Genomic DNA, 13,828 nt, shown 5'->3' with positions numbered 1-13,828 from the left:
TACCCTCCTTTCCTTAATCCAATTCAATTCGTTTATTCAAGAATCGATAACTCAAGTCGACAATTAAGTTTACAAGTACGAATAATAGGGCAATAACGAGAACGGACCCTTGTACAATCGGGAAGTCCCGGGCATTGATCGCATCAATGACGAGTCGCCCCATTCCATTAATCGCAAATACCGTTTCTGTAAGCACCGTACCTCCAAGTAGAACACCGAACTGGAGACCTACAACCGTAACAACCGGAATCAGTGCGTTACGCAGGGCGTGCTTATAAATGACATACTTTTCTTTAACCCCTTTGGCACGAGCTGTACGAATGTAGTCCTGGTTGATGACTTCAAGCATGGACGAACGAGTCATACGGGCGATAATCGCCGCACCAGCTGTACCGAGAGTAATAACCGGGAGCACAATGTGACCAGGCGTTCCCCAACCGGAAACCGGGAACCACTGTAGTGGCGGGAGGGCAAAATACTGAATAAGCATAAGACCTAACCAGAAGTTCGGCATAGAAAGACCGAACAAAGCCACAATCATGATGCTCGTATCCCAAAATGTATATCGTTTCGTAGCTGAGACGATTCCTGCAATAAGTCCCAAGAATATACTCAGTATCGTACTGTATACGGCAAGTTCTATTGTAACCATTATCCGCGCACCAATTTCAGCTGATACGGGATTTCCGCTTCGGATCGAGTTTCCTAAATCACCTTGAATCACACCGCCAAGGAATTTCCCATATTGAACAACGAGTGGCTCATTAAGGCCGAGTCGCTCACGCATTTGTTCTACCTGTGTTTCACTGGCGCTTTCACCGGCAATGATTTGCGCCGGATCACCAGGAATCAAGTGCATCATGGAAAATACCAATATGGTAACCCCGAGTAGTACCGGGATGGTTTGCAATAAACGTCTAATGATATAAACCAACATTTTGTCTCACCTCTCTTTTAATTATTTCGTTTTAGGATCAAGAGCGTCACGTAAGCCGTCACCGAAAATGTTGAAGGCGAGTACGACAATGACGATCGCAAGTCCTGGGAACAAAGCAATGTGAGGGCTGTCCCACATATAGTTACGTCCAGCACTTAGCATAGCGCCCCATTCAGGTGTCGGCGGCTGTGCACCTAATCCTAAGAAAGAGAGTCCGCTGGCAGTTAAGATTGCCGTTGCCATACGAAGAGTGGCCTGAACGATAATTGGTGACATAATGTTTGGTAAAACGTGTCTAAATATAATTCGCGTGTCCGACGCGCCTAACGCACGAACGGCATCTACATACTCAAGTTTTCGAACCGCAAGCACCGACCCACGCACGATACGTGCAAACATGGGAACCGAGAAGATACCAACGGCAATGATTACGTTTTGCAAGCTTCCTCCAAGTACACTTACAATCGCAAGCGCAAGAAGAATACCAGGGAACGCAAGAAGCACGTCCATACAACGCATTAAAATTGCATCTACTTTTTTTCCGTAATACCCGGAGACTAACCCAATAAAGACTCCAACTATTGCCCCGATTAATACGGAACTAAAGCCGATGTATAAAGTGATGGACATCCCGTGAATAATTCTTGTAAAGATATCCCTTCCTTGGTGGTCCGTACCGAACCAGTTATCCGCAGATGGAGGAGCCATTCTGTTTGTCGGATCAATGGCGCTTGGTGACCCCGTCGTAAAGAGTGGGCCAAATATTGCCACTATTACAAAGAAAATGATTAAGTACCCACCAACCATAGCCGCTTTATTTTTGCGTAATTTTTTGAAAATCGTTTTTAAATTTTCAATCGTCGGCGATGGTGGCTTCGCAGCTGGTTTGTTAACTGTCGTTTCAGCCATCAAAGTCTTCCCCCTGTTCATAATTATTTGAAAGTTTAGTGTACAAAAGCGACTTTTTTCGACACATGCAAAATTATATCACCTCAATAGAATATTACAAGGGATAACGGGTTTTGAAATATATGTAAACCAATTAGATCAAGGGATGAAAGTGCTTACAAGATCTTTTGTAGGGGGTAAAAAATACTATATTCGGAAAATAATATTCTGAATTATTGAAAACGTAAAAGGTTTTGACAATTTAAACTTGTTTTTTAAAAGTATTTCATGTAGGTTAGTAATGAAAACGTAATATATTTTACACACAGGAGGACATACCTATGAAAAAAAGCACCTGGTTAAAATCCATTGCGATTCCAACTGTTATGGCAGTGGCTCTCGTTGGATGTGCTAGCGAGCCTGACGAAGGCGGCACAGATGGAGGAACAGACGGTGGAACAGATGGTGGCGGCGAAGAAGCTACAGGTGAAGAAGGTGGCGATCTTAAAATTGCCATGCAAGCTGACATCGTAGCATTAGACCCACACGGTTCTAACGATGTACCTTCAAGTAACATTCAGAATAACATTTTTGAGACCCTAGTCACTCAAAGTGAAGATATGGAACTTGAACCCCTTCTAGCAACAGACTGGGATCAAGTAGAAGACGACCTATGGGAATTCGAACTCCGTGAAGACGTAACCTTCCACGACGGCAGCGAATTCAACGCAGACGTAGTAAAAGCAAACTTTGACCGCGTTCTCGACCCGGACATCGGTTCTCCGCGTGTGTTCTTATTCGACATGGTAGAAGACGTTATTGTAGTGGATGAATATACAGTCCAAATCAAAACAGAATTCCCATTTGCTCCACTTCCAACGCACCTCGCTCACTCTGGTGGCGCGATGATCAGTAAGGATGCGATCGAAGCAGATTACGAAGCGATGGAAGATGGCGAAGATGCAGGAAGCTTCATTAACAACGAACCTGCAGGTACTGGCTACTTTAAATTCGAATCTCGCAACATCGGTACAGATGTTGTTCTTACAAAGAACGAAGACTACTGGGGTGACAACGCAAAACTTGACTCCGTTACTTTCCAAGTGATCTCTGAGCCAAGTACTCGTTTAGGTAACCTTGAAACAGGAGATGTTCACATTTCCTTCCCTGTTGAGCCAACAAGTAAGAGCCGTGTAGATAATATGGACGGAGCTAACGTGTACGAGCAGGAAAGCTTAAGTACTGCGTACGTTGGATTCAACACGGAAAAAGAGCCGTATGATGATCCAAAAGTACGTCAAGCTCTAACAATGGCGATCGATAAAGATGCGATCATTAACGGTATCCTCGAAGGCTATGCATCTGAAGCTACTGGTATCATCAGTGACCTTGTATTTGGTTACAGTGATGAAGCATCAGAACTCGAATATGATCCTGAAAGAGCGCAGGAACTTCTTGCTGAAGCAGGCTACGAAGACGGTTTTGAAACAACAATTTGGACAAACGATGGCGAGCGTGAAGACATCGCGATCATCATTCAAAACCAACTTGAGCAAATCGGCGTTGACGTTGACATCAATGTTGTTGAGTGGGGTACGTACCTCGATCAAACTGCAAACGGTCAACACGACATGTTCATCCTTGGATGGGTAACAGTAACAGGTGACGCAGACTACGGTATGTATCCACTGTTCCACTCTTCACAAAAAGGTTCACCAGGTAACCGTACGTTCACAGACAACGAAGAACTGGACAACCTTCTAGAAGATGCCCGTCGTGAAACAGACGAAGCCACTCGTGAAGAGATGTATAAAGAAATTCAAGAACTACTTTCCGAAGAAGCACCACTCGTAAACCTATACCACAACTACTACTTGGTAGGTCTACGTGACAACGTTCAAGGCTTCTGGAAGCACCCGAACGGCTTGTATCAACTACAAGAAGTGACGATTAACTAATTTTTTGGGTATAGGCACCCTCCCGCTTTTGGCGGGAGGGTGTTTTTGCGTGGGGCGGGGGCGGTTGATTATGAGCCAACCCGTATATAGGGGACGTGAAGCCGTAAAAAAGTAGAAGCACCCGGGGAAAAAGAGCTCTGCACCTGTAAAAACGAGGAACATTCTGTAGAAAAAAGCTCCCCAACCCGTAAAAACCCCCAAGCTAGGGGTGTGGGTATGGGCGAGGAAGTGAATTTGAGCCAACCCGTTAATAAAGAGCGTGAAGCCGCGAATCCGAGTTGAAGAGCCGTGAAAAGAAGAAGCTAAGCCGTAAATCAGAGGGGGGTTCCGTAGAAAGGAGAGCCCCAACCCGTAAAAATCCCCTAGATAGGGGTGTGAGCATGGGCGTGGGAGTGAATTTGAGCTAACCCGTAAATAGGGGCGGTGAAGTCGTAAAAAAGCAGAAGGAACCCGGGAATCAGAGAGACGAACCAGTAAATCAAAACACCGTACCGTAGAATAGCGACCCTCAACCCGTAAAAAACCACAAGCTAGGTGTTTGGGTATGGGCGTGGGAGTGAATTTGAGCCAACCCGTAAATAGAGAGCGAGAAGCCGTAAAATAGTAATAAGATAGGGGGAAAAAGAGAAGCGAAGTCGTAAATCATAGCTAAGTACCGTAGAAAAGAGACCCTCAACCCGTAAAAAAACCCCTTCCTTCACCTTGCTGATATCTTTCAATATAATTAGAGGATTATCCAAGACTGTGTCGAATCATAGTTTTTAAACACAGAAAGGATGATGCATGTGATAAGAAAGCCTCGCAAACCCTCCCTTGAGCTTCTCACTCTCCGAGCACTAGCCCCGCGATTCCCACAACAATACCCCACATACAAATATTTTGAAAAGGATCTTGGTCGGGCGGAATCAGGTTATAAAGGAGAACAATCGATCGATTATTATTTAAATGTGGCAGCCCGTTCAAATCACAATCTGATCTACCACCACCTCCGCCTACTCACTCCGGAATCAGCTTTCCAAATCGACACCCTTACCCTAACACCAAAGTTTATCCTTATCATTGAAATCAAGTATTTAGGAGGAGTCATGCTTGAATTTAACCACGAAACAAATCAGCTCAAGCAAACGTTCCAAGATCATTCAGTTGAGATGCATGACTGTCCATTACTACAAGTAAAAAGACAAGCAAATCACTTAAAGGATTGGCTAAACAAAAAAGGATATGATCAAATTCCAGTAGAGCATCTAGTCGTAATGACACATCGCAGCCCAGAATTAAAGTTTAGTAACGGGTTTCCAGAATGCAATCGAATCATAAGGAGCTCATTCCTCGACTTCTCTATCTCAGAAATAGAGCGGAAATACTCCCATACCGTTCTCAAATCACACGAACTCTCCAACCTCGATTTCACTCTCTTATCAAGCCACAAAGAAAAATCCCCAAACGTTCTACAAAAATATAACCTCCATCTCGACCAAGTAAAGAAAGGGCTTCTTTGTCCAAAGTGCCTCACCCTACCCATGCTTAGAGAAAAGAAAAGCTGGTATTGTAAGAGGTGCTCTAGACGTACAAATGAAAGAGAAGAGCTATTAAAAGCACTGCAAGAGTTCTCTTTACTAGTTTCCCCAACCATTAAGAACAGCGAATTTAGAGATTTTTTTGGGGTATATCCAATGCCAGACATGTAGGTTCAATCTTTGAGAATCTCAAACTACCTGCAGAAGGAAGGACCAAGGGAAAGAGGTATCATTTAGGCCATCTGGCTTTAGATCAATATAAGGTGAAACCAAAGAAGGTGAGAATAGTAAGTGGGGCTGATGGAAATTTGAGCTAACCCGTAAATAGGGAGTAGGAACCCGGGATTCAGAGCGACGAACTCGTAAATAAAAACACCGTACCGTAGAAAAAAGACCCTCAACCCGTAAAAACCCCCTAACTAGGGGTGTGGGTATGAGCGAGGAGGAAATTTAAGCCAACCCGTAAATAGGAGCGGTGAAGTCGTAAAAAAGCAGAAGGAACCCGGGAATCAGAGAGAAGAACTCGTAAATGAAAACACCGTACCGTAGAAAAAAGACCCTCAACCCGTAAAAACCCCCAAGCTAGGGGTGTGGGTATGAGCGAGGAGGAAATTTAAGCCAACCCGTAAATAGGAGCGGTGAAGTCGTAAAAAAGCAGTAGGAACCCGGGAATCAGAGACACGAACCCGTAAATAAAAACATCGTTCTGTAGAAAAAAGATCTCCAACCCGTAAATCCACCGCCGCCCTCCGTAGCCCCCCACCCCAAAACCCACACAAAAAAACCGGGGCCACAACCTCAACCCCGACTTTCTCCTACTAACCTATGAAATTGAAAAGATAATGCCCGAATGTTCTCATTCCCTTTCACCCATCACCTCACGAAACTTCTCCTCAAACCGTCGATCTGTGTACAACTCCACAAATCGATCCCGCTTCTCCGTATCCTCCACCTTCAAAAACAGTCGCCCGCGCTTCAACCGCGACTCCTTGGGCAAACACGACCACTCCTTGAGCGACTCCTCCTGTAGGGCACGTTCCACTTCACGTCGCAACGCCGCATCCTTCACGCGGTCCTGCTCAGCTGTGGCCGCAAGCTCCTCCATCAATTCCGCCCGGAGCGCACTCATATCAACAACGGCACCGCCCACCGGAAACGGACGCAACTCATACGACTCGTCAAGTTCCTGAAAAATCTCATCCAATGACTTGTTCTCCTCACGTTTTGCCTTGATCACTCGGGCAATCTCCAGATCAAACTCGTCGAAAATCCGCTCCTCGTCCGCACGATTTACATAATGAAGCTGCTTCTCCTCGAGCTTACTGAACCAATTACTAACGGTACTTGAATGCTTCTCCAACTCTTTCGCAAACTCGCTAATCTTCCAAAACTCAACCATGACTTGTCACCCCTAATCCGAATTTACATCCATACATTATCATTCTTGCTATGAAGCCTATTTCCCTCTTTCATAAAACTCAAATCATTTTAATAGGTAAGAAACCGTCCTTTTCGGTGGTAAATCATGGACGATTAGCATAATAAACCACAAGTATTACCTACTTTTTAACCATTTCTTAACAAAGTCGTTTTGAGGTTTCACAAAAGGGTATAGCTCGTAAAGAAACCAATTTCAAGGAGGAATTCAACATGTCTACAGAACAACCGCAATCAAACGAACAGCCACAATCAAACGAGCCGCAGGTAGATCAGCCAAAAGGTGGAAGTAAGAAGACATTCCTCACAGGCGCTCTAGTAGGAGCCGCCATCGGTTCAGCCGCCGCGATCCTCACAACCCCTAAGAGCGGGAAGGACCTTCGAGGCGACATCGCAACAGGCTATGAAAGCACAACACAAAAGAGCAAGGACACGATCCAAGGACTCAAAGACTCGTCCACTGAATCCGTATCCAAACTCAAAGAAAAAGTAGGCAACTGGCGCGCTGAAAAACAAGAAGAAATCGCCGACTCCCTCAGAGAATCCGCTGACAACGTCGCCGCTACATTAGAAGAAGGCTCCACTGAAGAAACAGACGAAGAAAACGAGTCCACCGAAGAAGCAACGGACGAAGAAACAGAAGAGAACGAAGAGGAAACAAACGAAGAAAACGAAGAAAACGAAGATACCGATAACGACGAAGATAAAAAAGACTAGCACAACTGTGAAAAAAGAGATGGTGCGAAGGCACCCTCTTTTTTGATACACAAATATCCCCTAATAGCAGGAATAAGGTCAAGAAAAGGAGCGGCTGCTATGGATAAAAAAACAAGTCAATCATCAAACACCAAATCAGCCCTTATCGCCGCTGGCGGGATCACCGTTCTAGCCGGCGGTTTATCACTACTTAACAGTAACGTCCGCACCAAAGTAAAAGGGACCTTGAAACGGGCAAAGAAAGAAACAAAAGAAGAAGCCAAAGATGCCGCAAAAGACTTCGCAGACGATCATCCAAAAGCCAAAAACGCAGCTGCAGCAACGTATATAGGAAAGAAATTCTACAACATGTTTGAAAAGGTACGAAAGTCCAAAGAAAAAGTCAAAGAAAACGTAGAAGAAGCCGGAGAAAAGCTTAAAGAAACCGGTGAAAAAGCCCAAGAAAACCTCAAAGTAGCAAAACGTCGTATCAAATCCAAGGGCGAAGACGCGAAAGAGGAAATCAAAGATAACGAATTAAGCGGCAGCAGTAACGATTCTGATGACGATAGCGATGGAATCAAGAAGTTGAGTGACGTGAAAACACCGTCAGATCTCAAAAAAGTCACGGATATCAAAAATGCGAGTAGCATCAAAAAACCTTAAAGGAGCGTGCAACTCATGGCTATTCAAAAAAGTACCGATTCATCAAGTTTGGCAGAAGTGATTGACCGTATTTTAGATAAAGGAGTCGTCATTGACCTATACGCCCGTGTGTCCCTTGTTGGGATCGAGCTCATTACCGTTGAAGCGAGAGTCGTAATCGCCAGTGTGGACACTTGGCTTCGATACGCTGAAGCAGTTGGCCTACTTCGAGATGAAGTTCAAGGCGAATTGGACGGATCCGAAGAAGGAGAAAACAGCAGACTAAATTTTGCCTAACACATAACAAAATGTGACTCATAAGGGGAAATCCATCCCTTATGAGTCCACTTTCTGTTGGCGTGAAAACGACTAATTGATCAAAGGGTGTGTGAATCCATGAAAATAGAACAAGTCATCAACACAGTAAAAGACTTCTTCCAAGAACACGTCTATCCCGTTTACCGAGTCACCTCTATCGTCACAGAAGAAAAGGCATGGGAAGTAGAAGTCGAGGTCATCGAGGAAAAAGAGTACATGAAAAAGTACGGACGCGATCAGCTTCTTGGCGTCTATCAATGCCGAGTCAACGAGGACATGGAAGTTGTATCTTTCCACCGTAAGAGCTTGAGAAATCGCGGCGCTACACTTGAAGCCAGCGAAGGGAGGTAGTCCAACATGGTCTTAAAAAAGCTCATGAACAAAGACTCTGACAAAGAAAAAGACCAAAAGACTGAACCGAAAAAACAACAATCGGCACCCGCCAAAAAACAACCTTCCAGTAAACAAACGACCAAAAAAGAATCCAGCACGAAAAACAACCAATCAAACGAGCCTAAAGGCGAGGAAAAATCCCAAAAAACTAACGAACCTCAATCCAAAGAAAACAAAGGAAATTCCCATAACAACAACAAAGACCAAACCAAAGATAACAAAGATAAGACCCAAAATAACAAAGACCAGCACGAAGAAAACACAGAGCCCTCAAAGAAAAAACAAAACATCGACTTGGACAATTTCGTTGTCACATCTGACATTGAAAGCCTTGTGGAGCGCTCAAAACAATACCTAAAAGCCGGATACCCGGTTCATTTCACGGGACCTGCCGGGGTAGGTAAAACATCATTGGCTCTCTATCTTGCAAGCCAATACGAAGAACCCGTTCTTTTTCTCCAAGGAAATCATGAAATGAACAACGTCGACCTCATCGGTGGATCGAGCGGCTTTACATCATCCAAGTCAGTCGATAACTTTATCCGATCCGTTTACAAACATGAAGAACGAGTAAACGAGAATTGGAATGAAGGCCACCTTGTCAAAGCGGTGAAGAACGGCTACACCGTGATTTACGACGAGTTCACCCGCTCAAAACCGGAGACGAACAACCTTCTTCTCTCGTTACTTGAAGAGGGCATTCTTCCTTTATACGGATCCAAGCAAAAAGACGCGTTTGTTCGTGCCCATCCGAATTTCAAGATGATCTTCACGAGCAATCCAGAAGAATATGCTGGCGTGTTCCAGTCCCAAGATGCCCTTCGAGACCGACTCATTACTCTCGAATTGAACAGAGGATCGACGGAAACGGAAATCAAAATGGTTCAAGAACGATCGGGAATTAAAGAAGACGAGGCGAAAGTGATCGTTCAACTCGTCGAAAGCATTCGTCAGCTCTGTGAAAAACAAGAAGTTCAAGGCCCGAGCTTTCGAGGCAGTGTCATGATCGGCGAGATTGCCAAGCAAAACAACATTGAGATCAAAGCTGACAACGACGCGTTCATTTCCTTATGTAAAGACGTACTTGGAGCATCTGTGGCACGATGCTTAGGAAAAAAAGAAGCATCAACAAAAATCGCAGACGAACTGAAGAAGCTGTAAGGAGGGGACACACCTATGAGTAAAGAGGGAGTATATTTATTCGGCGCAATTGAAACCGCAGAACCGAAGACCTTTGAAAAAGTGAAACTTGCTGGAGAGCACCGACGCGTGTACACCATCCCATACAAAAACTTGTCCATGGTGGTGGCAGATGCCCCGGTCGATATTTATGAACCGAGCAGGCAGAACTTAAAAGCCCATCAGGACACGGTAGCTACAATAATGAAAACGTTCACGATCATTCCCATGAGTTTTGGTAACGTACTCGAGTCAAAAAAAGATGTGGAGATTCTTCTTGGCAAGCTTAGTCCGCAGTTTAACGAGATCTTCCCTCGCATTCGAGGAAAAATCGAAGTGGGACTCAAGCTCGTTGGCAAAAAAGAATGGATCGAACACGTAGCTAAAAATGAACCAGCGATGAAAAAGCTTCAGACTAATGTGCAAGGAAAGAACGCTCAAGCAGGCTACTACGACCGGATCAAACTCGGTGAAGCAGCGCGTAACTTCATGACCCAGTTGCAAATCACGTTTGATGAGGCCGTTTTTCAACCGCTCGCGGAAGTTGCCGACGCAGCCAAAAATAATGAATCGATTAGTGAACGAATGGTGCTAAACGCTGCTTTTTTAATCGACAAAGAAAAAGAAGCAGAGTTTGATGCTCTCGTAAACGACCTTCACGAAGAGTGGAGCGATCGCGTCGACTTCAAATATTCAGGCCCGTGGCCCGCGTACAACTTCATCAATCTGAAAATCAAAGCGGAAGATGCCTCATGATCTTCAAGCTTTTCACCTGGCCCATCGATACCCTTGTGATGGTCGGTAAGAAAGTGAAAGAAGAAGTGGACAAAGAACTTTACGACCTGGAGCACATCCAGCAAAAGCTCATCCATTTGCAAATGATGCTCGAAATGGAAGAGATTTCAGAAGAAGCTTATGAACAACAAGAAGAAGAGCTCCTCAAGCGATACAGAATTGCCAAAGCCCTTGAGCAAGAACGCCTCAAGGAAAGTCTTGAAGAACACGAAGGACGGTGATCCCATGGAAACGCACGTAGCAGCAGACCAACTACTCTACCTTTACGCCTTTATCCCAACCAATGAACAAACCGATACACCCGACATGACAGGCATCGATCCCGACTCACCAATCGAATACATATCGCATGGCGATATAACCTCTATCATTTGCCGGGTAAAAAAAGACGAGTTCGACGAAACCCAACTGAAGAAGAACGTAGAAAACATGTCTTGGCTCCAAGAAAAAGCCTTTCACCATCACGAAATGATGAATCACTTTCACCAATCCTACACCATGATCCCGCTTAAATTCGGTACCATTTATGAAACAAAAGAGAGTCTCGAGTCGATCGTTCACACACACAACGAACGAATCACCGAACTGTTTCAAACCCTTAAACAAAAAAACGAGTGGAACGTCAAAATATACGCAGACAAACAGAAGTTTACCCAAAGCGTCCTGGAACACAGCCCTGAAATCGAAAAGAAAAAGCAAGAAATCGAACAGCTTTCAAAAGGGAAGCAGTTTTTCGAAAGACGTAAGCTCGACCAATTCGTAGAAAAGCAAGCCGATAAAGAAATCGCAGAGCAGTGCGAGAACCTGCATGAAAAGCTTCTACAATTTTCCGATCAATCAGAAGTGAAAAAGAACTGGAACCAAAAGGTGACCGGTCGCCCTGAGGAGATGTGTTGGAATAGCGCTTACCTGATCAATGAAAGCGATACGGATCGCTTCGTTCAAGTGATACAGGACGAGAAAAAGGAAGCCGTTGATAAAGAAAGCGGTCTTGATTACGCTGTCACAGGACCGTGGCCCGCGTATCATTTCTCCAGTTTCATAGAAGATAGCGACACGTAAAGAGGTGGATTAGGTGAGAAGAGAAAGTCTTGAGCAAAGTGACGTATCGCTACTCGATATACTCGATGCGGTCCTAGACAAAGGGGTTGTCCTACGGGGCGATATCACCATATCGATAGCCGATATAGACTTGGTATACTTGGACTTGCGCATCTTGCTCACGTCCGTAGAAACGTTAATTGAAAGCCAAAATAAGCCCCGAGAAGGAGAGACTGTAAATGAATAAAGGCGATATGGTCTTATCAGACTCCAAGCCGACTGGTCGCATTTCCCTTGATCCGGAAAAAGCGGAAGAAGGATTATCCCAACTCGTAATGACCGTCATCGAACTACTTAGGCAACTGGTGGAAAGACAAGCGATGCGCCGTGTAGATAGCGGCAACTTAACCGACGAACAGATCGAGCAGCTTGGTGTAGCCCTTATGAACCTAGAAGAGAAAATGGAAGAAATGAAAGAGATCTTCGGACTAGACGATGAAGACCTCAACATCAACTTGGGCCCACTTGGTAACCTGCTGTAGCACGAGCACATAAAATAGGAGTGAGTGAACATGGAACCGATGAAGACCCCGAACAATTCCAATAGCTTAGTAGACGTACTGGAAACCGTACTTGATAAAGGCGTGGTCATCGCCGGAGACATCAAAATCAATTTGGCAGATGTGGAGCTTCTCACGATTAAAATCCGCCTGCTCATCGCCTCCGTTGATAAAGCAAAAGAAATTGGCATGGACTGGTGGGAAAACGATCCCCATTACTCTTCAAAAGCATCAAAGCTGGAAGAAGAGAATACGTACCTAAGAGGTCAACTCGAAGACTTGGAGAAAAAAGTACAGCAAATCTCTTCAAAAGAAGAAAGTAAAACTGAATAAGAGGTGACGAAATGAAGAAAGACTTCTTTCAAGACCTTGGGCGACTCCTAAAAGACCTGGAAACGTCCGATCATTCCATGGTCGGACGCTCTGAAGAAAAAAGAATCGGCAACAAACAAACCGGACCAACCCTTAAAACAGACTACACCCTCCGTGCCAGAGTCGGCCTTCCAGGGAAGGAAAACCGACTTAACGAAAAACAGAAAAGAGAAGAATAACGAAAGAAATCAGCGCAAACAATGCCCTGGTTTCTTTTTTTGTGGAAAGGTGGGGACGGTTCTTTTGCTTCCTGCCCGCCCGTGGTAGAGGCAAAAGGGGGACGGTTCTGCTGAGGCCTCGAACATTCCCCTCCGCCGCACACCTCTCAATAAACGACCTAAAAGAACGCCAATCTCTTTCTTTTGCAACTTAAATAAACGTTTAATTAACGTGCACAATTGCTCGATTTCCCGGGAAACTTTCCCGAATTCACACAAAAATTGTCCAAGCTTTCCCAAATCACCAAAAATCTAACGTATAATGAACAACGACTCGATAATAAAATGATTCAGGTGATCTCATATGAACAATAAAGAAACGAATACATTACTCAGTCACATCGTGCCCTTACTTGGCTGGGTCGCACTCATTCAATATGCCTCTTCCCAGTCGTATGAAGAGCAAAAAGCAACTCCTTTTCTCGCTGCTTTTAACCTGAGCTGGGTGGAATCCACATTTGGGTGGGTGAGTTTCACGTACGGCACAGGTGTAGTAAGTCTCGAAACGAGAACAACCGAGCAGTTTGTGGAGTTCTTCATTCGTAAGGGAGCTCACGTTTTTGTATACTTCCTTCTCGCCATCCTTATCTATCGCGTTGTAAAGTTGGTACTACCAAACAAAGTGCCGGAATCAGCAGTACTTGCAATTGGTTTTGCCACCCTATACGCGGCCTATGATGAAATCCGTCACTACTTCCATCCGAATCGAACGGGGATGGTAGAAGATGTGCTCCTAGATATGGCTGGAGCCGCGATCGGTGTGCTTTTCTGGGTGTTGTTGACAGAGCGAAGGAAGAGAGGGACCTGGGACGACGTTGAATGATTTACATAGTACCAGGTACCGTACTTCACCAACACTACTCAACGCAAAAAA

General features: G+C 44.8%; 18 protein-coding genes. 15 read left to right on the top strand and 3 right to left on the bottom strand.

The annotated features are described in order from the left end of the window. Positions 1-13: 13 nt before the first annotated feature. Positions 14-937: a nickel ABC transporter permease gene (nikB, locus tag G476_RS0119320; RefSeq protein WP_026691537.1), complete on the bottom strand. Its 924-nt coding sequence runs from the start codon at positions 935-937 to the stop codon at positions 14-16. A gap of 21 nt (positions 938-958) precedes the next feature. Further along, on the bottom strand, positions 959-1,846 hold the full coding sequence (opp1C, locus tag G476_RS0119315) for a nickel/cobalt ABC transporter permease (protein ID WP_026691536.1): 888 nt from the start codon (positions 1,844-1,846) through the stop codon (positions 959-961). A gap of 320 nt (positions 1,847-2,166) precedes the next feature. Between opp1C and G476_RS0119310 the strand changes: the two genes are divergently transcribed. Both G476_RS0119310 and G476_RS0119305 read left to right on the top strand, forming a co-directional pair. Further along, positions 2,167-3,783 carry a glutathione ABC transporter substrate-binding protein gene (locus tag G476_RS0119310; protein ID WP_026691535.1) on the top strand — a complete coding sequence of 539 codons (1,617 nt, stop codon included), beginning with the start codon at positions 2,167-2,169 and terminating at the stop codon, positions 3,781-3,783. A gap of 785 nt (positions 3,784-4,568) precedes the next feature. Beyond that, positions 4,569-5,471 carry a nuclease-related domain-containing protein gene (locus G476_RS0119305; protein WP_026691534.1) on the top strand — a complete coding sequence of 301 codons (903 nt, stop codon included), beginning with the start codon at positions 4,569-4,571 and terminating at the stop codon, positions 5,469-5,471. A gap of 685 nt (positions 5,472-6,156) precedes the next feature. Here G476_RS0119305 and G476_RS23060 read toward each other — a convergent pair. Continuing rightward, the gene (locus tag G476_RS23060; RefSeq protein WP_051314954.1) at positions 6,157-6,699 is read right to left on the bottom strand and encodes a hypothetical protein; all 543 of its coding nucleotides are present in this window, start codon (positions 6,697-6,699) and stop codon (positions 6,157-6,159) included. Between the two features lie 251 nt (positions 6,700-6,950). Between G476_RS23060 and G476_RS23055 the strand changes: the two genes are divergently transcribed. From G476_RS23055 to G476_RS0119230, 13 genes are all read left to right on the top strand, one after another. Continuing rightward, positions 6,951-7,454 (top strand): YtxH domain-containing protein, encoded by a 504-nt coding sequence (locus tag G476_RS23055; RefSeq protein WP_051314953.1) that lies wholly within the window; start codon positions 6,951-6,953, stop codon positions 7,452-7,454. Between the two features lie 99 nt (positions 7,455-7,553). Then, on the top strand, positions 7,554-8,099 hold the full coding sequence (locus G476_RS0119285) for a hypothetical protein (RefSeq protein WP_026691532.1): 546 nt from the start codon (positions 7,554-7,556) through the stop codon (positions 8,097-8,099). 15 nt (positions 8,100-8,114) lie between these two features. Further along, positions 8,115-8,375: a gas vesicle structural protein GvpA gene (gene gvpA / locus G476_RS0119280; protein WP_026691531.1), complete on the top strand. Its 261-nt coding sequence runs from the start codon at positions 8,115-8,117 to the stop codon at positions 8,373-8,375. Positions 8,376-8,474: 99 nt separating this feature from the next. Continuing rightward, positions 8,475-8,747, top strand: coding sequence for a gas vesicle protein GvpO (locus G476_RS0119275; RefSeq protein ID WP_026691530.1), 273 nt, complete (start codon positions 8,475-8,477; stop codon positions 8,745-8,747). A 6-nt stretch (positions 8,748-8,753) separates the two neighbouring features. Further along, a complete protein-coding gene (gene gvpN, locus G476_RS0119270; RefSeq protein WP_245579705.1) occupies positions 8,754-9,950 on the top strand; it encodes a gas vesicle protein GvpN in 1,197 nt (398 codons plus the stop codon). A gap of 15 nt (positions 9,951-9,965) precedes the next feature. Continuing rightward, positions 9,966-10,724 carry a GvpL/GvpF family gas vesicle protein gene (locus G476_RS0119265; protein WP_026691528.1) on the top strand — a complete coding sequence of 253 codons (759 nt, stop codon included), beginning with the start codon at positions 9,966-9,968 and terminating at the stop codon, positions 10,722-10,724. After that, positions 10,721-10,984 (top strand): gas vesicle protein GvpG, encoded by a 264-nt coding sequence (locus G476_RS0119260; protein ID WP_026691527.1) that lies wholly within the window; start codon positions 10,721-10,723, stop codon positions 10,982-10,984. Before G476_RS0119265 ends, G476_RS0119260 begins: the two co-directional genes overlap by 4 nt. A gap of 4 nt (positions 10,985-10,988) precedes the next feature. Beyond that, positions 10,989-11,825, top strand: coding sequence for a GvpL/GvpF family gas vesicle protein (locus tag G476_RS0119255; RefSeq protein ID WP_026691526.1), 837 nt, complete (start codon positions 10,989-10,991; stop codon positions 11,823-11,825). Between the two features lie 13 nt (positions 11,826-11,838). After that, positions 11,839-12,051 carry a gas vesicle protein gene (locus G476_RS0119250; RefSeq protein WP_026691525.1) on the top strand — a complete coding sequence of 71 codons (213 nt, stop codon included), beginning with the start codon at positions 11,839-11,841 and terminating at the stop codon, positions 12,049-12,051. After that, on the top strand, positions 12,044-12,346 hold the full coding sequence (locus tag G476_RS0119245) for a gas vesicle protein K (RefSeq protein ID WP_084405853.1): 303 nt from the start codon (positions 12,044-12,046) through the stop codon (positions 12,344-12,346). Before G476_RS0119250 ends, G476_RS0119245 begins: the two co-directional genes overlap by 8 nt. 39 nt (positions 12,347-12,385) lie before the next feature. Continuing rightward, positions 12,386-12,697 (top strand): gas vesicle protein, encoded by a 312-nt coding sequence (locus G476_RS0119240; protein ID WP_026691523.1) that lies wholly within the window; start codon positions 12,386-12,388, stop codon positions 12,695-12,697. Between the two features lie 11 nt (positions 12,698-12,708). Further along, a complete protein-coding gene (locus G476_RS0119235; RefSeq protein ID WP_026691522.1) occupies positions 12,709-12,915 on the top strand; it encodes a hypothetical protein in 207 nt (68 codons plus the stop codon). Positions 12,916-13,258: 343 nt separating this feature from the next. Then, the gene (locus tag G476_RS0119230; RefSeq protein WP_026691521.1) at positions 13,259-13,777 is read left to right on the top strand and encodes a VanZ family protein; all 519 of its coding nucleotides are present in this window, start codon (positions 13,259-13,261) and stop codon (positions 13,775-13,777) included. Positions 13,778-13,828: the final 51 nt, after the last annotated feature.

The organism is Alteribacter aurantiacus DSM 18675 (assembly GCF_000429705.1).
Taxonomy (GTDB): domain Bacteria; phylum Bacillota; class Bacilli; order Bacillales; family Salisediminibacteriaceae; genus Alteribacter; species Alteribacter aurantiacus.
The sequence above is the reverse complement of the archived record's forward strand: the minus strand, read 5'-3'. Positions and strand labels throughout refer to the sequence as shown.